Source organism: Pseudomonas fontis (assembly GCF_028656955.1).
GTDB classification, from domain to species: domain Bacteria; phylum Pseudomonadota; class Gammaproteobacteria; order Pseudomonadales; family Pseudomonadaceae; genus Aquipseudomonas; species Aquipseudomonas fontis.
This window is the reverse complement of the sequence record NZ_JAMDGY010000104.1, coordinates 13,202-34,002: the sequence shown is the minus strand read 5'-3', so window position 1 is coordinate 34,002 and position 20,801 is coordinate 13,202. Positions and strand designations below refer to the sequence as shown.

Annotated in this window: 25 protein-coding genes; 20 read left to right on the top strand and 5 right to left on the bottom strand. The window is 60.2% G+C overall.

The features are described from left to right. Positions 1-259 precede the first annotated feature (259 nt). From M5G11_RS24555 to M5G11_RS24460, 20 genes are all read left to right on the top strand, one after another. Positions 260-1,039 carry a helix-turn-helix transcriptional regulator gene (locus M5G11_RS24555; RefSeq protein WP_273912838.1) on the top strand — a complete coding sequence of 260 codons (780 nt, stop codon included), beginning with the start codon at positions 260-262 and terminating at the stop codon, positions 1,037-1,039. A gap of 68 nt (positions 1,040-1,107) precedes the next feature. Beyond that, positions 1,108-1,530: a CesT family type III secretion system chaperone gene (locus tag M5G11_RS24550; RefSeq protein WP_273912839.1), complete on the top strand. Its 423-nt coding sequence runs from the start codon at positions 1,108-1,110 to the stop codon at positions 1,528-1,530. Between the two features lie 84 nt (positions 1,531-1,614). Continuing rightward, the gene (gene sctC, locus M5G11_RS24545) at positions 1,615-3,147 is read left to right on the top strand and encodes a type III secretion system outer membrane ring subunit SctC (protein WP_273912840.1); all 1,533 of its coding nucleotides are present in this window, start codon (positions 1,615-1,617) and stop codon (positions 3,145-3,147) included. 1 nt (position 3,148) lies between these two features. Further along, the gene (gene sctD / locus M5G11_RS24540; protein ID WP_273912841.1) at positions 3,149-4,423 is read left to right on the top strand and encodes a type III secretion system inner membrane ring subunit SctD; all 1,275 of its coding nucleotides are present in this window, start codon (positions 3,149-3,151) and stop codon (positions 4,421-4,423) included. Next, the gene (locus M5G11_RS24535; RefSeq protein WP_273912842.1) at positions 4,413-4,610 is read left to right on the top strand and encodes an EscE/YscE/SsaE family type III secretion system needle protein co-chaperone; all 198 of its coding nucleotides are present in this window, start codon (positions 4,413-4,415) and stop codon (positions 4,608-4,610) included. Before sctD ends, M5G11_RS24535 begins: the two co-directional genes overlap by 11 nt. 2 nt (positions 4,611-4,612) lie before the next feature. Next, the gene (sctF, locus tag M5G11_RS24530; RefSeq protein WP_273912843.1) at positions 4,613-4,870 is read left to right on the top strand and encodes a type III secretion system needle filament subunit SctF; all 258 of its coding nucleotides are present in this window, start codon (positions 4,613-4,615) and stop codon (positions 4,868-4,870) included. A gap of 13 nt (positions 4,871-4,883) precedes the next feature. Further along, positions 4,884-5,222, top strand: coding sequence for a YscG family type III secretion system chaperone (locus tag M5G11_RS24525; protein WP_273912844.1), 339 nt, complete (start codon positions 4,884-4,886; stop codon positions 5,220-5,222). Next, positions 5,219-5,647 carry a YopR/YscH family type III secretion effector gene (locus tag M5G11_RS24520; RefSeq protein ID WP_273912845.1) on the top strand — a complete coding sequence of 143 codons (429 nt, stop codon included), beginning with the start codon at positions 5,219-5,221 and terminating at the stop codon, positions 5,645-5,647. The genes M5G11_RS24525 and M5G11_RS24520 overlap by 4 nt, the downstream gene beginning before the upstream one ends. Before the next feature lie 2 nt (positions 5,648-5,649). Then, on the top strand, positions 5,650-5,991 hold the full coding sequence (gene sctI, locus M5G11_RS24515) for a type III secretion system inner rod subunit SctI (protein ID WP_273912846.1): 342 nt from the start codon (positions 5,650-5,652) through the stop codon (positions 5,989-5,991). A gap of 8 nt (positions 5,992-5,999) precedes the next feature. Then, entirely contained in the window at positions 6,000-6,731 is a 732-nt protein-coding gene (gene sctJ / locus M5G11_RS24510; RefSeq protein WP_273912847.1) for a type III secretion system inner membrane ring lipoprotein SctJ, read from the top strand. After that, positions 6,731-7,357 carry a Yop proteins translocation protein K gene (locus M5G11_RS24505; protein ID WP_273912848.1) on the top strand — a complete coding sequence of 209 codons (627 nt, stop codon included), beginning with the start codon at positions 6,731-6,733 and terminating at the stop codon, positions 7,355-7,357. Before sctJ ends, M5G11_RS24505 begins: the two co-directional genes overlap by 1 nt. Continuing rightward, the gene (locus tag M5G11_RS24500; protein ID WP_273912849.1) at positions 7,336-7,956 is read left to right on the top strand and encodes an HrpE/YscL family type III secretion apparatus protein; all 621 of its coding nucleotides are present in this window, start codon (positions 7,336-7,338) and stop codon (positions 7,954-7,956) included. Before M5G11_RS24505 ends, M5G11_RS24500 begins: the two co-directional genes overlap by 22 nt. After that, entirely contained in the window at positions 7,953-8,210 is a 258-nt protein-coding gene (locus M5G11_RS24495) for a hypothetical protein (RefSeq protein WP_273912850.1), read from the top strand. The genes M5G11_RS24500 and M5G11_RS24495 overlap by 4 nt, the downstream gene beginning before the upstream one ends. A gap of 280 nt (positions 8,211-8,490) precedes the next feature. Beyond that, positions 8,491-9,273: an ABC transporter ATP-binding protein gene (locus M5G11_RS24490; RefSeq protein ID WP_273912851.1), complete on the top strand. Its 783-nt coding sequence runs from the start codon at positions 8,491-8,493 to the stop codon at positions 9,271-9,273. Further along, entirely contained in the window at positions 9,270-9,992 is a 723-nt protein-coding gene (locus tag M5G11_RS24485) for an ABC transporter ATP-binding protein (RefSeq protein WP_273912852.1), read from the top strand. Before M5G11_RS24490 ends, M5G11_RS24485 begins: the two co-directional genes overlap by 4 nt. 109 nt (positions 9,993-10,101) lie before the next feature. Further along, complete coding sequence (locus M5G11_RS24480; protein ID WP_273912853.1) at positions 10,102-11,316, top strand: ABC transporter substrate-binding protein; 1,215 nt, start codon at positions 10,102-10,104, stop codon at positions 11,314-11,316. Between the two features lie 72 nt (positions 11,317-11,388). Next, positions 11,389-12,276: a branched-chain amino acid ABC transporter permease gene (locus M5G11_RS24475; RefSeq protein ID WP_273912854.1), complete on the top strand. Its 888-nt coding sequence runs from the start codon at positions 11,389-11,391 to the stop codon at positions 12,274-12,276. A 2-nt stretch (positions 12,277-12,278) separates the two neighbouring features. Continuing rightward, positions 12,279-13,283 carry a branched-chain amino acid ABC transporter permease gene (locus M5G11_RS24470; RefSeq protein ID WP_273912855.1) on the top strand — a complete coding sequence of 335 codons (1,005 nt, stop codon included), beginning with the start codon at positions 12,279-12,281 and terminating at the stop codon, positions 13,281-13,283. Between the two features lie 228 nt (positions 13,284-13,511). Beyond that, positions 13,512-14,714 carry an OprD family porin gene (locus tag M5G11_RS24465; RefSeq protein ID WP_273912856.1) on the top strand — a complete coding sequence of 401 codons (1,203 nt, stop codon included), beginning with the start codon at positions 13,512-13,514 and terminating at the stop codon, positions 14,712-14,714. Positions 14,715-14,798: 84 nt separating this feature from the next. Further along, a complete protein-coding gene (locus M5G11_RS24460) occupies positions 14,799-15,410 on the top strand; it encodes a dTMP kinase (RefSeq protein ID WP_273912857.1) in 612 nt (203 codons plus the stop codon). Positions 15,411-15,475: 65 nt separating this feature from the next. Here M5G11_RS24460 and M5G11_RS24455 read toward each other — a convergent pair whose 3' ends face one another. Genes M5G11_RS24455 through M5G11_RS24435 form a run of 5 tightly spaced genes read right to left on the bottom strand, consistent with a single transcriptional unit; the run spans position 15,476 to position 20,798 of the window. Then, positions 15,476-17,017, bottom strand: a complete 1,542-nt coding sequence (locus tag M5G11_RS24455; protein ID WP_273912858.1) for an ABC transporter substrate-binding protein — start codon at positions 17,015-17,017, stop codon at positions 15,476-15,478. A gap of 34 nt (positions 17,018-17,051) precedes the next feature. Continuing rightward, on the bottom strand, positions 17,052-18,026 hold the full coding sequence (locus tag M5G11_RS24450; RefSeq protein ID WP_273912859.1) for an ABC transporter ATP-binding protein: 975 nt from the start codon (positions 18,024-18,026) through the stop codon (positions 17,052-17,054). Further along, positions 18,023-19,009: an ABC transporter ATP-binding protein gene (locus M5G11_RS24445; RefSeq protein ID WP_273912860.1), complete on the bottom strand. Its 987-nt coding sequence runs from the start codon at positions 19,007-19,009 to the stop codon at positions 18,023-18,025. Before M5G11_RS24445 ends, M5G11_RS24450 begins: the two co-directional genes overlap by 4 nt. Further along, positions 19,006-19,854: an ABC transporter permease gene (locus M5G11_RS24440; protein ID WP_273912861.1), complete on the bottom strand. Its 849-nt coding sequence runs from the start codon at positions 19,852-19,854 to the stop codon at positions 19,006-19,008. Before M5G11_RS24440 ends, M5G11_RS24445 begins: the two co-directional genes overlap by 4 nt. After that, positions 19,851-20,798 (bottom strand): ABC transporter permease, encoded by a 948-nt coding sequence (locus M5G11_RS24435; RefSeq protein ID WP_273912862.1) that lies wholly within the window; start codon positions 20,796-20,798, stop codon positions 19,851-19,853. The genes M5G11_RS24440 and M5G11_RS24435 overlap by 4 nt, the downstream gene beginning before the upstream one ends. Positions 20,799-20,801 lie beyond the last annotated feature (3 nt).

The following is a 20,801-nucleotide window of genomic DNA, read 5'->3' as shown; positions in this document are numbered from 1 at the left end:
AGGATCCGTCGCTTTTTTACAGGCACGGCTCTAACTGGCTACATGCAGCGCTGGAATCGCACTAGAAGCACAGCATGAATACCCAAGTATTCAAGTGGGTTTTATGTCGTAAATTCCTACAAAGAAGAGAGATTATTACTGCAACAAATCAAGATCATTCGGTCGTTTCGGTCAGACGCCATCGTAATAATCTAGCGGCCTTCCAGCGATTGTGGGCCGGTTAAGTATGTTGAACGCAATTGCACTGAATGATGACGCCTTGGGTGTATACCAAACGACTGTGCGTGGCTCGGGCTTCATGACCGGCAACGAAGAGCGCATCTGCGTGCTGGTTGAAGGTGAACTAAGTATTCGTGAAGGCGGCGTCAGCTATCCGATGCTGACGGGTGAGCTGCTCTTCATTCGCCGAGGGACCTATGTCGAGAGTGTTGGCGAGGCGGCCAAGCTGTTATGGGTGCCTTTGATGCCGCTCTTCCTGCAGCGCTTTCTGCATCGTTACGGCGCCTTGCTCAGTGAGATTGATCGCTTCACCGGTACCAGCCCGGATGTGCTGGTCTTCCCTGGCACAACGCTGACGGCAGATTGTGTCCGAGGCTTGAAATGGCTGATGGAGTTCGAACATCCACCGACCCTGGCCTTGTTGCGTGTTGAAGAGCTGCTGATGGTGTTGCTCTCAGGCAACCAGGGGCCGCAGTTGATGGCGGTGTTGCGTCAACAGGGCAATCGCCAGGTAGAGCGTTTGCAGGCGTTCATGGAGCAGCATTTCCTTGAGGAGTGGCGGCTTGATGAGCTGGTCAAAGTGTTCGGCATGGGCCTGACTGCGTTCAAGGAATTGTTCAGCTCGATCTACGCGACATCGCCACGCGCCTGGATCAGCGAACGCCGCTTGCTGCACGCCCACCAGCTGCTGCTCAACACCGAGCGCAGCATTGTCGATATCGCGATGGAGAGTGGTTTCTCCAGCCAGTCGTATTTCAGCCAGGCCTATCGCCGCCGCTTTGGTTGTACCCCGAGTCGCGCCAGAGATGGGATGCGCTGATCGCACCGCACTCACCGGAAATCACGTCGACGCATACGTCTTCTCTATTTATCGAGTGCAGCAGGACCATGAAAAGACTATTACAGCAACTGGCAGACTGGCTGGCCATTGAGCCGCTGGTGGCAGACCGGCAGGGTTGCTATTGGGTGCCCGTTGAAGGGCATTCACTTGTACTTGTGCCAATGGGCACCCAACTGACCATTCGTGCCGACCTCGCAGGCTCGATTGACATCGCTTCGTACGACGGCCAGGCAGCCTTGCTGCGTGCCCTGGAAATGGTCACTCGCTGGGGGCGGCAATTGCCTCAAGCGCTGGCAATCAGCCCCGAGGGCAGCTGGGTGGTGGAAGCCCGGCTGGAGCTGAACACGCTTGAGTTTGTGGAACTCAAGCGGGTGTTGAGTGCTCACGTGGGCATTCTGGAGCTGGTAGAACCGCTGTTCCAGGCGTCGAGCGTCAAGCATGGTCGAGGTCCATCCATATGTCGGCCTTGAGCACCCTGTGCGCTGCTGACGGCCACCTGCTGCGCCGTTGCCCAGGCGCAGCCACTGGATTGGCCGGCAGAGCCGTTCAACTATGTGGCTCGAGGCGAAAGCCTGCGTGATGTGCTGGTGAACTTTTCGGCCAATTACCAAAGTGCCGTGGTGGTCAGCGACAAGATCGATGACCAGGTCAACTCGTCCTTCGACCTGAAGGACCCGCAGTCTTTTCTTACCCTGATCAGCGCCCTGTACAGCCTGGTCTGGTACTACGACGGCGCGGTGCTTTATGTGTTCAAGTCCACGGAGATGCAGACGCGCTTGATACGCCTGGGCCAGGTCAAGGAGTCGCAGGTGCGCCAAGCGCTGCAAGCCGGCGGCAATTGGGAAGTGAACTTTCCATGGCGCCCGGACCCGGGCGGCCAGCTGGTTTACGTTTCTGCACCGCCGCGCTACCTGGACATGGTGAGCCAAACCGTTCAGGCCCTTGAGCAACAGAACAACCTGCAGGTGCAAAGCACGGCGAACCTGGCGGTGGAGATCTTCCCCCTGCGCTACGCCGTGGCTGAAGACCGCCAGATCAAGTACCGCGACGACTCAATCCAGGCACCGGGGCTGGCCAGCATTCTCGCCAGGGTGCTGAGCGACGCCAACGTGGTCGCGGTCAATGGTGAGCAATCACCTGGCAGCGCAGCGCCGAGTCGGCAAGCCGTGGTCCAGGCCGACCCCTCGCTGAACGCGATCATCGTGCGGGACAGCCAGGAGCGCATGCCGATGTACCGTCGCTTGATCACGGCGCTTGATCGCCCTTCGGCACGTATCGAGGTTGGCTTGTCGATTGTCGATATCAACGCCGAGAACCTCGCCGAGATTGGCGTCGACTGGCAGGCCGGGGTAGGCCTGGGGAAAAACCGCCTGATCGAAATTCGCACCACCGGCGGCACACCGGACACCGGGGGCGCCGTAGGCAGCCTGGTGGATGGACGCGGCCTGAATTACCTCATGGCCAAGATCAGCCTGCTGCAAAGCCAAGGGCTTGCGCAGATCGGTTCGCGACCCACGCTACTGACGCAGGAGAACACCGCAGCGGTCATCGATCACAGTGAAACCTACTACGTCAAAGTGACCGGGGAACGGGTAGCGGAGCTCAAGGCGATTACCTACGGCACGATGCTGAAGATGACCCCACGGGTGGTGCAAATGGGCGATCAGCCGGAGATCAGCCTCAGCCTGCACATTGAAGATGGCAATCAGAAGCCCAACAGCAGCGGGCCGGATGGCATCCCGACGATCAACCGCACGGTCATCGACACCGTGGCGCGGGTCGGCCTGGGGCAAAGCCTGCTGATTGGCGGTATTCATCGGGACGAGCGCAACGAGAGCGTACGCAAGGTGCCGCTGCTGGGCGACATCCCTTATCTGGGGGCGCTGTTTCGATTCAACTACAACTCATCGCGCCGGGCGGTGCGCTTGTTCCTGATTGAGCCGCGACTGATCGACAGCAGCGTGGGGCACGATGTCGCTTTGCCGGGCGGACAGGGCAGCCTGCGCGGCTTGCTGGACGTCGACGAGTTGTCGAACAACAGCCAATCACTTCAGTCAGTGCTCAAGCAGGCAGGGAAAAGTCGCTGACATGACCTGGAAAATTCTGTTTTGCAGCGGCCTGAACCAAGGCGTTGAAGTGCCGTTGCCCGAGGGGCGAGTGGTTATAGGGTCGGATCCGGCCCAGGCAGACCTGGTGGTGGTGGACGCAGGTATTGGCGCAATCCAGCTGATTCTGGAGGTCAGTGCATTGCGGGTGAGCATTGTGCACTGGGCTGAGGACACTGTGGCTACCCAGGACGGCGAGCCCGTCGTTGCCGGCGCTGACCTTCAGGCGTTTCTAGCGCAAGGCTGCGGACCGTTGCGATGGATGTTTTGTGCGCAGGAGCAGCAATTTGATCAAGCCTTGCCGGCAAGGCCAGCGGCGCCCCGCAAGAGCCCGTCAGGTCGCTCTTTACGGTGGTTGCCGGGAATTGCGGCGGTGGGTTGCGTGGTACTGGCACTGGCGCTGTTGCCGCTTATCAAACCCTGGGCGGCAGCGCCGCAACCTGGCGATCCGCAAGCACAGCAACGCGCGATACACGCCTACCTGGTGCAGCAACAGCTGGCCGATGTGGTCATTGCCGCGCCGCAACCCGGCGTCGGCCTGTTGCTCAGTGGCTATGTGCAACGCAACGACCAGCGCGTCGCCTTGCAACAGTTTCTGCAGGCTACCGGTGCGCCTTTCCAGCTTGCTGTTCGAGCCCAGGAGGACATCCGCAACGACGTGGATTTCATCCTGCCCAGGCTGGGCTACAAGGACGCGCACAGTGCAGATGGCAACCAGGTGGGCTGGGTTCGCCTGGTTGGCGAGGGGGTTCAAGACCCGACTCGCTGGCCACAGACCCTTCAGACGTTGAAGAACGACGTTCAAGGCTTGCGCGGTGTGGAACCCCCGGTTGCAACAGGGCCGACGCCACTACAAAAGCTTCAGCAACTGCTGGACGTTACAGGGCTCACGAGCCGGCTGACCGTCAAGGCGTCAAATAGCCAGATCGATGTCAGTGGAGCCTTGGACGAGCGCCAGCAGGACGCCTTCAAGGAGGTGCAACGCCAATACAACGCGGCCTTCACCCTGCCACCAACGCTGAACTTGCAGAACACCTGGAGCCCGAAAAAGCAGGCCGCTGTGCAGTTCCCGATCAAGGCCGTGTCTATCGGCCGCGTGCCTTACGTGATCCTTACCGACAACCGCCGTTATCCCGTGGGTGGGTTGACCCCGACAGGGTTGCAGGTGGTGGGGATCCACAGCAACCGGGTAGTCCTCAGCAGGCAAGGACAGCAATTCATTATCAATCTGAGAGGAGACGCGAGCGATGATCCATGAGCTTCAGGAGCAGTGGTTGACCGACAACATTCGCCAAGAGCTGCGGGCCCGAATCGAACATAAAGCGATGGCGTGCAAGCAGCAATTGCAGCGCACCTCAACACCCAGCCAGTTCCAGCAACTGACGCTGCAAGTACAAGCCCTGAACGGGGCGATCACCATTCTCAACGCAATCGAGAAGGACTGAACATGGCTGACCCTATCAACTTCTTCGATGGCAACTCGAAGACACTGGATGACGTTGCCAAGCAACTGGTCGAGCAGTCGCGCACTGCCAACGCCGACGTGCAAAAGGCTATCGAAGCCTTGAAAGGCGGCGCCGACGACCCGGCCCTGCTTGCGGAAATGCAGCACAAGATCAACAAGTGGTCGGTTATCTACACCATCAACTCAACCGTCACCCGGGCGATGAAAGACCTGATGCAAAGCATTCTGCAGAAGATCTGACATGGATAACTCAATGAACGCTTCGTTGACACAGCTGGCCTTGGTCGGCATCGAGCACCACCTTCATACCGAGGCGCTGCTGATCGCCAACTGGCTGGAACAAGTCGAACAGCAGGGCGAAGCCGCCTGCTTGATCCGTCTGTGCAGCCTGATGGGGACCGGGCAATGCCAGGAGGCCTTGCACTTGGGCAACAAGGAGGGCTGGCCGTCGCTGGCACCGTGGCTCGCGTTGTGCGAGTGGAAGCTGGGCCTGGGCACGGCGCTTGATCGGCGCCTGACGCTGCTGAGCCAGAGCGAGGACCCGCAGATTGTGCAGTTTGCGCTAGGCATGCGTCAGGCGGTGCGCCCGTGATCCGCACGCCTCCTGCCGTGACGGCACTGCACGCGCCGCTCACCAGTCGCGTTGCCATCACGGGTGCCCAGCCCTCAGAGCAGCAGCGTTTCGAGGAGGCGCTGCGGGTAGAGCCGGCGGGGCGCGCCAAAGCAGTCGACGATCAGTCCGCGCATCTGACGCAACAGCTGATGGAGCGTTTTGGCACAGCTGACAAGGGTGTGAATCAGGACCGCCTGGCGATGCGCGCCTACCTGCGTGAACAGATCCCGCTGGGTAAGCGTCAGGAACGCGCATTGCTTCAGGTGCTTGGCGCATTGAAAGAAGCAGGGCAGCCCAGCGACTACCTCGCCAGTTTGATCCATACAGAGCTGAAACAGCTGATCCCGCGAAACGGCATGCTCGACAGCCTGCTGCGCCACTCGTACAAACCTGATCTGGAGTAACCATGGATATCAGCTCAATCGGCAACGCTGGCGTCGCGACGAGTCAGGCCCTTGAACCCGAGCGGCCCGCCGAGCAACTGGTTGCCCAGTTTGACCAGGCCATGGCGCCGGCAACCGCTGCGCACACCGGGGGTGTGCTCAACACCATCAGCGATGTGACTGCACAGATCAGTCAGGCCAAACAAACCCTCAAGGCGAGAATGTCAGCCCCGGGCGACGTCAGCCCGAGCTCGCTGATGGAACTGCAATATTCGCTGTTGCAGATCAACATGCAGCAAGAGTTGATCGCCAAGGCCGTCGGGCGCCTTACCCAGAATGTCGAAACACTGATGAAAACTCAGTGAGGTGGCGCATGAACAAAGCCTTGCCGGTAGTGCTGTTGCTGACCCTGGTGTTGGCTGGCTGCAAGGTCGACCTGTACCAGGGGCTGAGCCAGCAGGAGGCCAACGAGATGCTGGCATTGTTGAGCGCCGAAGGCATCTCGACCAAGAAAGCGCCGGACAAGGATGGCAAGGTCAAGATCCTGGTGGACGAATCCGACATCGGCCTGGCGGTCGATGCCCTGAAACGCAAAGGCTACCCGCGCGAGCAGTTTTCCACGTTGAAGGACGTCTTCCCCAAGGACAGCCTGATTTCATCGCCCCTGGAGGAGCGTGCCAGGCTGACCTACGCCAAGTCCCAGGAGTTGGCGCAAACCTTGTCCACCATCGATGGTGTGCTGGTGGCCCGGGTACATGTCGTGTTGCCTGAAGAACGTGACAGCTTGACCCGAAAGGTTACGCCGGCGTCAGCCTCGGTATTCATCAAACATGCCACGGACGCGCAGCTGGACAAGTACGTTGGGCAAATGAAGCAGATGATCAGCAACAGTATCGAAGGCCTCGACTACGACCGCATCAGTGTGGTGCTGGTGCCTGCCACGGAAACGCGGCCAATGGTCTCACTCGGGCAGTACGACAGCCCGTCTTCCTTGAGGCTTGATTCCGGTTCGCGTACGCGATGGCTAAGCATTGTCGTTGGGCTGCTGGCCTTGCTGGTGCTCAGCAATCTGGGGCAGTTCTGGTATCACCGTCGGGGGCAATGATGGGCACACCATTGACGGCCTACCAGCTGCGTTATTGCCCAGCTCGTTTTATCCATTCCAAGCAGGTGCCCGCGCCCTTGCAGGTACTGGCCGAGGCGCTGCCCGACTGGCGTTGCCAAGGCGTGATCAACGCCTGGTTGCTCAGCGAGCTGGCGCTGCCAGTGGACTACACAATGCCCGCAAAACTGGCAGGGCTCGCATTGTTTGCGCAGGCCGATCTGTTGCGCACCTTGGCGCTGCTGGGTGCAATCCTGCATGGGCAGGCGATACGCCGGGTGCTTGATGCGAGCACGTTGGCCCGCGTGCACGCGGTGATCGGCGTCGACGGCCATCGTTTTTGCCTGGAGCAGTTTAATTTGATCATCGGCTCCTGGCCGCCGGGCTGGCAGCAGCCACTGCCAACGGATGACCTGGCGCGGCACTTGCCTCACGCGGGTTTGCAGTTCTGGCTGCAGGCCATTGGCGACGTTGACCAGGGCTTTGTCAGGCGCCTTGATTTGCGTCTCGAAAAACCACTGCGTGAGCAGGCGTGTTCCATCACTGACGTACAGCGCCCGTTGGCGCAAATCCTGTGTTTGAAAATCACCCGATACGCGAGCCCGGCATGTTTGCATTTACTCGATTGAACGTTGACCACATTGCCCTTCGCCCCGATCAGGTGTTGCTGCGCAGTACGGACTATCAACAATACCTGGACGCCGAGGCATTAGTTGCACAGGCCCGGAACAAGGCACACACGCTGCACCAGGAGGCACAGGTCGAGTATGAGCGCCAGGCGCAACTTGGCCGGGAGGAGGGCATGCGCCAGGCTCGCGCGGCACAAGCTGAACTGATCCATGAAACCCTGCTGGAACGTCAGCGTTTCTTCGACCAGGTCGCGTCGCAAATGAGTGCCGTGGTGCTACAGGCCATGCGCAAGCTGATACGTGATTATCCGGCGAGTGATTTGGTATTGGAGGCAACCCGCGAAGGGCTGTCATTGCTGGGTGAAGCCAGCAGGATAACGCTGCGGGTTCATCCTCAGGAAATGTCGGTGGTACGGGAGCGTGTGGAGCAGTTGGTGAAGCAAAGAGACCGTTCGATCCACATTGATGTGGTGGCTGACGCGCGTGCCGATCGTGGCGGCTGCGTGCTGGAAAGTGAGATTGGCAATGTCGATGCCAGTATCGAGACCCAACTGGGCGCATTGCAGGCAGCAATAGAGCAAGGCTTGGCAGCGCAATGAGCAAAAAAACCGAGATTGATCGGCTCATCCTGGAAAGTGACTACAAGCAGCAACTGCTCAATGAAATGCTGGGGCAGTTCACTTTGCCTGCCGAGAGCGTGACGCGGCAGCCCCCAGGTGAGCAAAGCGCGTCGACGCTCCTCAGCGCGAAAAGCGTGATCGCCCAGCGCCGGAGTGATCCTTCGGATCTCAACAATACGGGTGAAACTGTCAGGTATCGCCGTCCGTTGATGATGCGCGGCTTTTTGATTTGATTGATGGAGATTAAGGCACCTGCATGAATAAACAAGCCACGATCAACCATTGGACTGCACGAGAGATAAGTCGGATGCGCCGCGCCAGGAGGGCGTGCTCGACTATTGTCCCTCGATTTTTTAACAAAATGTGTAAACGCTGGCCGTAGACGCCCGGTCTTCGCGCACGTGTTCAAAACGCGCAAAAAGCATCCTTGACATCGGGTTGCCATTTACGTAAACGTAAACGCCGCTTGTAGTGCCATAACCAATAAAAACAACCAAGGTTAGAGGGGCTCAAATGTCATCATCAGCAAATGTGGTGCTGGAAACCCGTGGGTTGAGCAAGGAGTTTCGCGGCTTCACAGCGGTAGACTCAGTCAATCTACGTGTCCAGGAAGGGCATATTCACGCACTGATCGGGCCCAACGGTGCGGGCAAGACGACCGTTTTCAATCTCCTCACCAAGTTCCTTGCCCCGACCCGAGGCGAGATTCTCTATCTTGGCAAGCCCATTACCCGCCTGCAGCCGAATGAAATCGCCCGGTTGGGGCTGGTGCGCTCGTTTCAGATCTCGGCCGTCTTCGGCCACATGACCGTTCTGGAAAATGTCCGGGTTGCTCTCCAGCGCAAACTCTCCAACTCGCTGCATTTCTGGAAGTCCGAGCGCAGCCTCGACGGGCTCAATGAGCAGGCACTGCAGATGCTCGACGATGTCGGGCTGCTTGATTACGCACACACCCTGACCATCGAACTGCCATACGGGCGCAAGCGTGCGCTGGAGTTGGCCACGACCTTGGCGTTGGAGCCAAAGGTGTTGTTGCTCGATGAGCCAACCCAGGGGATGGGACATGAAGACGTGAACATGGTCATCGAACTGGTGCGCAAAGCGGCGGTAGGGCGCACGGTGCTGATGGTCGAGCACAACCTGGGGGTGGTCAGCGAGCTGTGTGACCGGATTACCGTGCTTGCCCGCGGTGCAGTGCTCGCTGAAGGCGATTACGCCAGTGTGTCGGCAGATGCGCAGGTGCGTGAAGCGTACCTGGGCAGCGAAGCGGCCAGCCATGAAGAGGCACATGCATGAGCAATCTGCACGTCCCGAATGTCGAGCAGCTTCGCGTTGTCGACCTGCATGCGTTTTATGGTGAGTCACACATCTTGCACGGCATCGACCTGCATGTGCGTCGCGGCGAACTTATCACCCTGTTGGGGCGCAATGGCTCCGGGCGCTCGACCACCTTGCGTGCGCTGATGAACATGGTCGGCCGTCGAACCGGTTCGATCATGATCAACGGCCGCGAGACCGTCGGTATGGCCGCGCACCTTATCCCGCGTCTTGGCGTGGGCTACTGCCCGGAAGAGCGGGGGATTTTTGCCAGTCTCACGGTCGAGGAAAACCTCCTGTTGCCGCCATTGGTACGCAGCGACGGCATGAGCCTCGATGAAATCTACGATATGTTTCCCAACCTTTACGAGCGTCGCTTCAGCCAAGGCACTCGGCTGTCTGGGGGGGAGCAGCAGATGCTGGCCATGGCGCGCATCCTGCGTACCGGCGCCAACTTGTTGTTGCTCGACGAAATCACCGAGGGCCTGGCTCCGGTAATTGTGCAGAAGCTGGCGCAGGTACTGATCAAACTCAAGAACAAGGGCCTGACTATCGTGCTGGTGGAGCAGAATTTTCGCTTCGCAGCGCCTTTGGCGGACCGCCATTACTTGATGGATCACGGCCAGATCGTGGAAGAAATCAGCGCCGCAGAACTGGACGCGAAACAAGGACTGTTGCAGAGCTGTCTCGGCGTCTGAATCAAGCGTGAACCTCAAAACCTGCAGGTCGGCATGACATCACGTCTGCCCGGCACAGGATTGCTTTGCCCGGTACAACAACAATAACGACAGAAAGTGGGTGAACTGCATGAAGATGCTTCAGAAAACAGCTAGCGCCATCCTTGCTTCGAGCCTGATCGTGACGGCGGCTCAGGCCCAGGTCAGTGACGACGAAATCCGCATTGGCTACCTGGCGGACATGTCCGGGACCTACCGTGACCTTTCCGGGCCGGGGGGCCTGGAAGCGTTGAACATGGCCGTGGAAGATTTCGGTGGCCAGGTCAACGGTAAAAAGATCGTAGTGTTCAGTGCGGATGATCTCAACAAACCCGACGTTGGTGCCAACACCGTGCGCCAGTGGGTGGATGAGCGCAATGTCGACATGGTCACCGGCATGGTGGCCTCCTCAGTGGTGTTGGCGGCGAGCAAAGTGGTCGAGCAATCAGGCAAGCTGGCCCTGATTTCGGGGGCGGCGGCGTCCAGCCTGACCAATGAATTCTGCTCGCCGAACCATATCCATTGGACTTATGACTCCTACGCACTGGCCAACGGCACCGCCAAGGCGGTGCTCGCTTCAGGAGGGAAGTCCTGGTACGTCCTCACCGCTGACTATGCCTTCGGCCATGCAATGGAGGCAGACATTACCAAGGTGGTCGAAGCCGACAACGGCAAGGTGCTGGGCAAGGCGCGCCATCCATTCCCGACCAGCGATTTCTCCTCCTACATCCTGCAAGCACAGGGATCCGGCGCGCAGGTGATCGCCCTGGCCAATGCCGGCTCCGACACCGTCAACTCGTTGATGACCGCCAGTCAGTTCGGCGTCACGCAGTCCGGGCAGCAACTGGCCGGCATGGTGGTGTTCCTCAATGACATTCATGCCATGGGCCTGGATGTGACCCAGGGCCTGATGCTGACCACCGGCTGGTACTGGGACATGAACGACGAAAGCCGCGCCTGGGCCCAGCGCTACTTCAAACGCACGGGCAAGATGCCTGGCATGGTGCCTGCCGGTATCTATTCGGCCACTACCAATTACCTGAACGCGGTAAAAGCCAGTGGCAGTGACGAGGCGCAGACGGTGCGCAAACAAATGATGGCAACCCCGGTGAATGACATGTTCGCCAAGAACGGCACCATTCGTGCCGATGGCCGCATGGTTCACGACATGTACCTGGTTAAAGTCAAAACCCCAAGTGAGTCGAAGGGCGAGTGGGACCTGTACAACATCGTACGCACCATTCCAGGGGATGAAGCTTACCGTCCATTGGCTGAAAGCAAGTGCAAGCTGGTGACAGAGCGCTGATTACCGGGTGACTTCAGCGAGTGCCCGGCTGCAGCCAGCCGGGCGTCACGGACTTTAAGCGAGTGCTAGATCATGACGATGGTATTGGGTATTCCCCTGGGCGTGCTGCTGGGTCAGCTGCTGCTGGGGCTGATCAATGGTGCATTTTATGCCTTGCTCAGTTTGGGCCTGGCGATCATTTTCGGGTTGTTGCGCATTATCAACTTTGCCCACGGCGCCCAGTACATGCTCGGTGCGTTCGCAGCGGTACTTGCCCTCAAATACTTCGGTGTCAACTACTGGGCCGCACTGCTGCTGGGCCCCTTGCTGGTGGGTGTGCTGGGCATGCTCATCGAGCGTTATCTGCTGAGGCGCATTGCCGGCGAAGACCATCTCTACGGGCTGCTGCTAACCTTTGGCCTGGCGCTGATCGTGGAGGGTTCGTTCGTCAAACTGTTCGGCGTCTCCGGGGCTTCCTATCCCATGCCCGAACAGCTCAAGGGCGGCTATAACCTGGGCTTCATGTTCCTGCCGGTCTATCGCGCCTGGGTAATCGTCGTGGCCTTGATCGTGTGCCTGGCGACCTGGTTCATGATCGAGCGAACGCGCTTGGGCTCTTACTTGCGCGCCGGTACCGAGAACCCGAAATTGATGCAGGCGTTCGGCATCAACGTACCGCTGCTGATCACCCTCACGTATGGCTTCGGTGCTGCGCTGGCGGCATTCGCTGGCGTATTGGCCGCGCCCATCTACTCAGTGACGCCCACGATGGGGGCGAACCTGCTCATCGTGGTCTTCGCAGTGGTAGTGATTGGTGGCATGGGCTCGATCATGGGAGCGATCGTCACGGGGTTGGCCATGGGCTTGATCGAAGGCGTTACCAAGGTTTTTTATCCTGAGGCAGCTAACACGGTGGTGTTCCTGGTCATGGTGCTGGTGTTGCTTGTTCGCCCTGCGGGCCTGTTTGGCAAGGAGGCATAGCCATGACGAATTTCGAGATCAATTCAGTTGCACAGGTGGTGCAACCTGGCGCGGTTGAAGAACGGCGTATGGCAGCGGTACGGCGCAAACGCTGGTTCTATATGGCGCTGTTGGTGTTGGCCCTGGTGGCACCGTTGGCGGTGTACCCCGTGTTCCTGATGAAACTGCTGTGTTTTGCCCTGTTTGCCTGCGCCTTCAACCTGTTGCTCGGGTATGCCGGCCTGCTGTCTTTCGGGCATGCCGCTTTTCTCGCCAGTGGCGGCTATGTCACGGGGTTTCTGCTCACGCAATACAGTGGGCTGAGCACCGAACTGGGCATACTCGCAGGCACACTTGCCTCGGCGTTGTTGGGGTTGGTGTTTGGTTTGCTGGCCATCAGGCGCCAGGGCATCTACTTCGCCATGATTACGTTGGCGTTGGCGCAACTGGTGTTCTTCATCTATGTACAGGCGCCCTTTACTGGCGGCGAGAACGGCCTGCACGGTGTACCGCGTGGTTATCTGCTGGGCCTGTTTGACCTGAACAACAACATGACGATGTATTACTTCGTACTGGCGTTGTTCGTGTTTGGCTTCGCGGTTATCCAGCGCACCATCCATTCGCCCTACGGACAAGTGCTCAAGGCTATTCGCGAGAACGAACCTCGGGCGATTTCGCTGGGGTACAACGTAGCGGCGCACAAGTTGTTGGCCTTCGTCATCTCCGCAGCACTGACCGGCCTGGCCGGTTCAACCAAGACGGTGGTCTTTCAGTTGGCGTCGTTGACCGATGCCCATTGGCACATGTCGGGGGAGGTGATTCTGATGACCTTGCTCGGTGGTGTCGGCACTGTAGTCGGCCCATTGGTCGGGGCGACAGTCGTAGTGACCCTGCAAAGCTACCTGTCCAATGGCCCTTTGGGTGAATGGGTACATGTGATCCTCGGCGTGATCTTTGTCATCTGCGTGCTGCTGTTTCGTGTCGGCATCGTAGGTTGGGTACTCAAGTTGGCACGACGTAACTTCTAGCAAGAACGTTCAACGTTTCCCGGTGCGGAGCCTTCTCCGCGCCGCGGGGAACTGTTCGCCGAATTCCGCAGTTTCGGCGTGAGTGGGTTGTTTGGGATGAGTGGATAAACACAACAAAAACAGGTCGGTTCTCCCGACCACCACCAGAGGGAAGAGAGATTCATGGACTTACATCGTTCTGCTCCATTCTTCACGTTGTCCGCTTTAGCGGCTGCCCTGAGTGTATCGATGCCCGCGTCAGCTGACTTTGTCAGCGACAGCAAGGCCAGCGTGGATACGCGCAACTTCTATATGAATCGCGACTTCCGTCAACACGGGGCAGCCCAGTCCAAAGCGGATGAGTGGGCCCAGGGTTTCATCCTGCGCATGGAGTCTGGTTATACCGAGGGCACCATCGGTGTAGGCGTCGATGCCATCGGCCTGCTGGGCGTAAAGCTCGACTCCAGCCCGGATCGGGTCGGTACCGGGCTGCTTAAGAGCGATCGGGAAGCGCCTAGACGGGCCCAGGACGAGTACGGAGAGGCAGGCGTCACCGCCAAGCTACGTGCCTCCAAGACCACGCTCAAACTGGGTACCTTGCAGCCGGTTCTGCCGGCGCTGATGCGCAACGATAGCCGTCTGTTGCCGCAAACCTTTCGCGGTGGCTGGCTGAACAGCAATGAGGTGCAAGGCCTGACGCTTGATCTGGGGCGCATTGACCGGGTCAACCAGCGTGACTCTTCGGACAATGAAGAGATGACCGTGTTCAATGGCGGCAAGCGCAACATCGTCTTGGGCGGCGCCAAGACCAGTGATGAGTTCCTGTTCGGCGGTGGTAGTTACCAATGGACGCCGCAACTGTCCACCGGCTATTACTACGGCGGACTCGATGGTATTTACAAACAGCACCTGGTCAACCTGGTCCATCAATTGCCATTGGGGGTAGGGCAGAGCTTCAAGTCCGATTTGCGTTTCGCACGCTCCACCGATGACGGCGGCAGCAATGTCGACAACAACGCCTTCGGTGCGTTGTTTACTTACCGTATCGGCGCGAGCGGCTTTAGCGCCGGTTATCAGAGCATGAGCGGCGATACCGGCTTTGCCTACATTGCTGGCGCCGACAATGCCTTGATCAACCTGGTGCAGATCAACGACTTCGGCAACCAGGACGAACACTCCTGGCAAGTGCGTTACGACTACGACTTCGCGGCCCTTGGCGTGCCGGGGTTGAGTTTCATGACGCGCTATCTGTCGGGTGACAACGTCGACCGTGGAGGCGCCTTGAGTGAGGGTAAAACCTGGGAGCGCAATACCGATCTTGCTTACGTCTTGCAGTCCGGGCCGTTGAAGAACCTGAGCTTCCGGCTGCGTAACGCAACCACCCGCAGCAACATCGGCAGCGACCTGGATGAGAACCGGTTTATCGTTAGCTACAGCTTGCCGATCTGGTAGTCCCTGCTCGGTAATCAATCGGCCACGGTGGATAGTGGGGAGGAGGGTATACTCCCCATTCCACGGTCAATTGTTGTTTGAAGAATGAAGCGTCCGCTGTTTGTTTCTCTGGATGGGCCCAAGGGAACTGGCAAAACCACACTGTTGGAGGCCGTTACCAAAGCACTGAGGGCGGACAACAGGAAAGTCATCCGGCTCTGTGAGAAAAAAAGTGATCCCTACCGGGGTGAAACGATGGCCCTGGTCAACCAACTCGCCAGGCATCCATCCCGGGAATTGGAACTTGAGGTGTGTCAGCGCTTTGCCGATAGCCGTACCTGGATTTCCCAGCACGTGCTGCCTAAACAGCCTGTGGACAGCATTATCCTGATTGATCGCTGGTACCCATCGGACGCCGCGTTTCGCCGGATGCTTCCGTTTGCCGAGATTCTACGGTTGAACATGGAGCGGAACGTACGGGTGCCAGACCTGCATGTCGGGGTTGTAACCGCCCCTGATATTTCCTGGGCAAGAGCTGCCGCACGTTCGCGCGGGCTAGGCAGTACCGTGATCCATAACCAGGAAGAGCAAGTCGCGTGTACCGAGGCGTTCGAGCGAGCAGTTGCCGAACATGGCTGGGTACTTTGTCGGAATGAGGGAACGATCGAAGAGGCGACGCAGCAGGTGGTTTCCGAGATCCAGAGAGTGGCCCGCTGACTATACCAGTCACTCCGAATCTACAACCAGAGCCGCCACAATCGGCGGCCCCAGTATTTACAGCATCAGTTCTGCGCAGTTTTTTCAGCTGTTTCCAGTTTCACCGTCTCTTCCAGGGTGAAGCGCCCCAGCGGGTTCTGCAGGAAGTTCTGGATATTGTTGCGCGAAATATTGATGTACGGGCTGTAGTACAGGTCGATCCAGTTGACATCCTGTTTGGCCAACTTCTGTAGTTCCTGATACGTCTGCTGGCGCTTGCCTGGGTCGATCTCCACCCGGCCTGCGGCGACCAGGTCCTTGACCTTGTCGCTTTGGTAGCGGGTCATGTAGTTCATGTTGGTGTCGTGCCCGAGCACGAAAGTGGTCTTCTGGTCCGGGTCCAGCACGTCGTTGGTCCAGTACATCACCGACAGGTCGTAATCGCCATCGACCAGCATCTGCCAGCTTTGCGTCGGGTCGACTTTTTGCAGGTTGGCAGTGATACCGACATCAGCCAACTGCTTCTGCACCAGCACGGCGATCTGCTCGTCAGCCTCGTTGCCAGCGTTGACCACATAGTTGAGCTTGAGGCCTTCTGCACCAGCCTTCTTCAGCAGCTCGCGGGCCTTGGTCGGGTCGAATGGGCGCTGCAAGTTGTCGGCGTTGTGATACAGCGCGCCCTTGGGAATATACGAATAGGCGACTTCGCCGTGGCCGAAGGTCACGGTGTCCACCAGCGCCTTCTTGTCGATCGCCAGGTCGATCGCCTCGCGCACCTCGACCTTGCCCAGTGCGCCTTTCTCGTGGTTGATGAGCAGGTGGTCCTCACGGGTCGAAGGGTCGGTATGAATGACCAGGCTCGGGTCCTTGCGCAGGGTATCGACACGCGAGAAGGGCACGAAGATCGCCGTATCCAGCTCGCCGGCCTGGACCTTGAGCATGCGGGTGTTGTCATCAGGGATGGAGATCCATTCCACGCCATCCAGGCTGACCTTGTCGGCTTCCCAGAAGTGCGGGTTCTTTTCCAGGATGACCCGGTCACCGCGCAGCCACTCCTTGACCTTGAAGGCACCAGAGGACACTGGCTCCTGGGCGTAGGCGTCCTCGCCAATGGTGTCCATGGCCTTTTTCGACAGGATCGAAACGTTGGCGGTGGCCAGTTGCGAGAGGAACGGCACCGACTTGTTCTTCAGGGTCACCACCAGGGTGCGCTCATCCGGGGCTTCGGCCTTGTCGATGATCTTGTAGGAGTCGGCCCACAGCGAGCCGGGGTTGTCGCGGATGCGCAGCAGGGAGAACGCCGCATCGCCGGCGCTCAGTGGCGAGCCATCGGAGAACTTGGCTGGGCGGATCTTGAAGGTGTAGGTCAGGCCGTCGTCGGAGACCTTCCAGCTTTCGGCCAGGCCCGGGACCAGTTGAGTGCCGCTGTTGTCGACCCGGATCAGCACGTCGTAGACGTTGGCGAAGACCCAGCTGTCGCGGTTCTGGGCGCTTTTGATCGGGTCGAAGGTGGTGCTTTCCTCACGACAGCCAATGGTCAGCACGCCGGCGGCCTGGGCTAAGCCACTGGCCAGGGTGCTGGCTGCCAGCAAGGCAGCGGTGAGTAACTTCAATGCGCTGGGTTTCATGCTCAAGTTCCTTTTGATGGTCATGGTTGTTGTGTCAGTACGGCGGCTGCGGATGGATGCAGGCATGGCGCCGGGCACCCTGTGAATGGCTGGGCGGCGCAGTTTCGCTGCAGATGGGCAGCGCATGTCGGCAGCGTGGGTGGAAGGCGCAACCCGACGGCAGGTGCAGCGGGCTCGGTGGCTCGCCGATCAGGGTGAGTTCAGGCAGGCGGCGGGCGGGATCAATGTCGGCGATCGACTGGATCAATGCGGCGGTATAGGGGTGATGGGGCGTGTCAAACACCTCATCCACCGGGCCTTCCTCGACGATCTGCCCCAGGTACATCACCGCCACCCGGTCGCACAGCCGGCGCACCACGCCCAGGTCGTGGGTGATGAACAGCAGCGCCAGGCCCATGCGCTCGCGCAGTGCCAGCAGCAGGTTGATGATCTGTCCCTGGATTGATACGTCCAGGGCAGCAACGCATTCGTCGGCGACGATCAGCCGAGGCTCGACGGCCAGGGCGCGGGCAATGCCAACCCGTTGGCACTGACCGCCACTGAGCGAGCCAGGCTTGCGCTCGGCCAGCTCGGCGCGCAGGCCGACCAGCTCGAGCAGTTCGACGACCCGCGCCGGAATCTGCTCGACCGGCACCTTGCGCTGCACCAGCAGGACTTCGGCAAGGATCTGGCCGATGCGCTGGCCTGGGTTGAGCGCACTGTACGGGTCCTGGAAGATCATCGCCGTCTCGCGGCGCAGGCGGGCGATATCGACCTTGTGGCCCTGGGTCATGTCGATGCCATCAAACAGCACTTGCCCAGCGCTCGGCGTATTCAGTTGCAGGATGGCGCGGGCCAGGGTGCTCTTGCCGCAGCCCGATTCGCCCACCAGGCCGAGGGTCTGGCCGGCGGCGAGGGTCAGCGAGGCCCCGTTGACCGCGTTGACTTTGCCCGGGCGCAGGCCGAACAGGCCGCCGCCAGCGGCGGAAAACTGCACATGCAGGTCTTTTACCTGCAACAAGGTAGTCATGACAGGCCTCCGGCCAACAACGGGGTGTGGCAGGCCAGGCGGTGACTGGAGCCGCATTCACGCCACTCTGGCAGTTGCTCCCGACACAGCGGCAGGGCCTGGGCGCAGCGCGGCTCGAAGCGACAGCCTGGGGGCAGGGCATCGAGCAGGGGTGGCTGCCCGGCAATCGAGTTCATCAGTAGCGCCTGGCGTTGCGCTGCGGGGTGGCAGGCCAACAGCCCGGCGGTGTACGGATGGCGTGGATGAGCCAGCAGCTCGTGTTTGCCGGCATGCTCGCAGAGACGTCCGGCGTACATCACGGCAATGCTGTCGCAGGTCTGCGCTACCACTCCCAGGTCGTGGCTGATCAGGATCATCGACAAGCCGCGTCGGTCACGCAGCTCTAGTAGCAGGCGCAGGATCTGCGCCTGCACGGTGACATCCAGCGCCGTGGTCGGCTCGTCGGCGATCAGCACTTTCGGGCTGCAGCCCAGGGCCACGGCGATCATCGCCCGCTGGCGCATGCCGCCGGAGAACTCGTGAGGGTAGTTGTCCACGCGCAATTTCGGGTCAGAAATGCCGACCTGGCGCAGTATTTCGATGGCCTCGGCCCGAGCCTCGCGGCGCGATGCGCCCTGGTGCAGGCGAATACCCTCGGCGATCTGCTCGCCGATGCGCATCAGTGGGTCCAGGTGGCTGCTGGGGTTCTGGAAGATCATGCCCAGCTCGCGCCCGCGCAGCCGGCGCATGCCGGCCTCGTCCAGTTGCAGCAGGTTGTGGCCTGCCAGGTGCACGGCCTGGCCTTCGACCCGCAGGTTCGGCGAGGGCAGCAGGCGCATGAGGGCACGGCAGGCCAGGGTTTTGCCCGAGCCGCTTTCGCCCACCAGGCCGAGGATCTCACCCTCGCCAAGGTCAAAAGACAGGCGCTCGACCAGGGAGATCTCGCTCAAGCCATTGCGGGCGATCACGCTCAGTTCCCGAACCTGAAGCAGGGGTGTGCTCATGAGCGGTCCCCAAGGCGTTCGGCGACGCCATCGGCCAACAGGCTGAAGCCCATGGCCAGGCTCACCACGGCGAGGCCGGGGAAGGTGCAGATCCACCAGGCGCGGGTGATGAAGCTCTGGCCCTCGGCCGCCATCGAGCCCCACTCCGGGGTGGGGGGTTGCACGCCAAGGCCCAGGTAGCTGACAGCGGCGCCGTTGAGTAGTACCAGCACCGCGTCCGACATGCAGAACACCACCGAGCCGAACAGGGCATTGGGCAGCAGGTGGCCGAACAGCGTGCGCCGGTGGCTGAAGCCCAGGCTCCTGGCGGCGAGGGCGAAGTCGCTTTCCTTGAGCACAAGAATCTGTGAGCGGATCAGCCGCGCATAGGACACCCAGCCGACCAGGGCCATGGCAATATAGAAACTGCCCAGGCCCGGGCCGAGAATGGCCATGATCGCCAACATCAGCACGAGGAAAGGGAAGGCCAGGACGATGTCGATCAGGCGCATGCAGACGTTGTCCAGCAAACCGCCGATGTAGCCGGAAATGGCGCCGATGCAGGTGCCCAGCAGGAACGGAAAGATCACCCCGATCAAGGCCATCTGCAAGTCGATCCGCGCCCCCCAAATCACCCGCGACAGCACGTCGCGACCGAAATTGTCGGTGCCGAAGGGGTGCGCCAGGCTGGGGGCGGCCAGGCGCAGTTCGCCGTTCTGCTGCAGTGGGTCGAACGGGGCGACCCATGGAGCAAACAGCGCCAGCAGGCACCAGCCGAGGACGATGGCCAGGCCGCAATACAAGGTCAGGCGACCGTTGCCCAGGCGCCAACGGATGGAAAGCGTCGGGCTGAAACTGTGGCTCATTGGATCTTCACCCGGGGATCAATGGCGGCGGTCAGCACGTCGGCGAGGAAGTTGACCGCCACCGTGGCGCAGGCCAGCACCATGGTCACGCCCTGGACCACCATGTAGTCGCGGGTGAAGATGCCACGCACCAGCAACTGGCCGATGCCAGGCAGGGAGAACAGGCTTTCGATGACCACGGTGCCGCTGATCAGCCAGCCGATGTTGACCGCCAGCAGGTTGATCGTCGGCACGAGGGAATTGGGCAAGACATGGCGCCGCAGCAGCGCGCCTTCGCCAAGGCCACGGGCACGGGCCGCGGTGACGTAGTCCGCCTGCATCTCCAGCAGGATGCTCGCGCGCAGGTTGCGCACCAGTACCGCCGAGAGTGCCAGGGCGATGGTCAGGCAGGGCAGTACCAGGTGGTGCAGTTTGTCGGCCCAGGTCCGGCCGTAACCGGACACCGGAAATATCCCCCAATGCACGCTGAACAGCAGGATCAGCATCAGGCCCAACCAGAAGGCCGGCAGGCCCAGGCCCGCAGTGGTAAACAGGCGGATCAGGTTGTCGGCCCAGCCGCCCTTGTTGCGGGCAGCGAGAATGGCCAGCGGCACGGCGATCAGCAGTGCCAGCAGCACGCTGCCCAGCACCAGCATCAGGGTGGGCTCGATGCGGCTGGCGATCAGGGGCAGGGCGTCGATCTTGTACAGCAGCGATTTACCCAGGTCGCCATTGAGCAGATTCTTCAGAAAGTACAGGTACTGCACCCAGATCGGCTCGTCCAGGCCAAACTGCGCGCGGATTTTCTGGATCGCATCCGGGGTGCTGCGCGCACCCAGCAGTACCCGCGCCGGATCGCCCGGTATCGAGCGGACCAACACGAAGGTGATCAGGCTGATACCCAGCAGCACCGGCAGCAGTTGCAACGGACGGGTCAGGACGAACCGGAAGCGTGCCAGGTTCATCGA

Bases quoted from the DNA above. Each gene is read 5' to 3' on its own strand.
- M5G11_RS24550 (WP_273912839.1), top strand. From the start codon at position 1,108: ATGAAAAGACTATTACAGCAACTGGCAGACTGGCTGGCCATTGAGCCG.
- sctD (WP_273912841.1), top strand. From the start codon at position 3,149: ATGACCTGGAAAATTCTGTTTTGCAGCGGCCTGAACCAAGGCGTTGAA.
- M5G11_RS24535 (WP_273912842.1), top strand. From the start codon at position 4,413: ATGATCCATGAGCTTCAGGAGCAGTGGTTGACCGACAACATTCGCCAA.
- sctF (WP_273912843.1), top strand. From the start codon at position 4,613: ATGGCTGACCCTATCAACTTCTTCGATGGCAACTCGAAGACACTGGAT.
- M5G11_RS24525 (WP_273912844.1), top strand. From the start codon at position 4,884: ATGAACGCTTCGTTGACACAGCTGGCCTTGGTCGGCATCGAGCACCAC.
- sctI (WP_273912846.1), top strand. From the start codon at position 5,650: ATGGATATCAGCTCAATCGGCAACGCTGGCGTCGCGACGAGTCAGGCC.
- sctJ (WP_273912847.1), top strand. From the start codon at position 6,000: ATGAACAAAGCCTTGCCGGTAGTGCTGTTGCTGACCCTGGTGTTGGCT.
- M5G11_RS24505 (WP_273912848.1), top strand. From the start codon at position 6,731: ATGGGCACACCATTGACGGCCTACCAGCTGCGTTATTGCCCAGCTCGT.
- M5G11_RS24500 (WP_273912849.1), top strand. From the start codon at position 7,336: ATGTTTGCATTTACTCGATTGAACGTTGACCACATTGCCCTTCGCCCC.
- M5G11_RS24495 (WP_273912850.1), top strand. From the start codon at position 7,953: ATGAGCAAAAAAACCGAGATTGATCGGCTCATCCTGGAAAGTGACTAC.
- M5G11_RS24490 (WP_273912851.1), top strand. From the start codon at position 8,491: ATGTCATCATCAGCAAATGTGGTGCTGGAAACCCGTGGGTTGAGCAAG.
- M5G11_RS24485 (WP_273912852.1), top strand. From the start codon at position 9,270: ATGAGCAATCTGCACGTCCCGAATGTCGAGCAGCTTCGCGTTGTCGAC.
- M5G11_RS24480 (WP_273912853.1), top strand. From the start codon at position 10,102: ATGAAGATGCTTCAGAAAACAGCTAGCGCCATCCTTGCTTCGAGCCTG.
- M5G11_RS24475 (WP_273912854.1), top strand. From the start codon at position 11,389: ATGACGATGGTATTGGGTATTCCCCTGGGCGTGCTGCTGGGTCAGCTG.
- M5G11_RS24470 (WP_273912855.1), top strand. From the start codon at position 12,279: ATGACGAATTTCGAGATCAATTCAGTTGCACAGGTGGTGCAACCTGGC.
- M5G11_RS24465 (WP_273912856.1), top strand. From the start codon at position 13,512: ATGCCCGCGTCAGCTGACTTTGTCAGCGACAGCAAGGCCAGCGTGGAT.
- M5G11_RS24460 (WP_273912857.1), top strand. From the start codon at position 14,799: ATGAAGCGTCCGCTGTTTGTTTCTCTGGATGGGCCCAAGGGAACTGGC.
- M5G11_RS24455 (WP_273912858.1), bottom strand. From the start codon at position 17,017: ATGAAACCCAGCGCATTGAAGTTACTCACCGCTGCCTTGCTGGCAGCC.
- M5G11_RS24450 (WP_273912859.1), bottom strand. From the start codon at position 18,026: ATGACTACCTTGTTGCAGGTAAAAGACCTGCATGTGCAGTTTTCCGCC.
- M5G11_RS24445 (WP_273912860.1), bottom strand. From the start codon at position 19,009: ATGAGCACACCCCTGCTTCAGGTTCGGGAACTGAGCGTGATCGCCCGC.
- M5G11_RS24440 (WP_273912861.1), bottom strand. From the start codon at position 19,854: ATGAGCCACAGTTTCAGCCCGACGCTTTCCATCCGTTGGCGCCTGGGC.
- M5G11_RS24435 (WP_273912862.1), bottom strand. From the start codon at position 20,798: ATGAACCTGGCACGCTTCCGGTTCGTCCTGACCCGTCCGTTGCAACTG.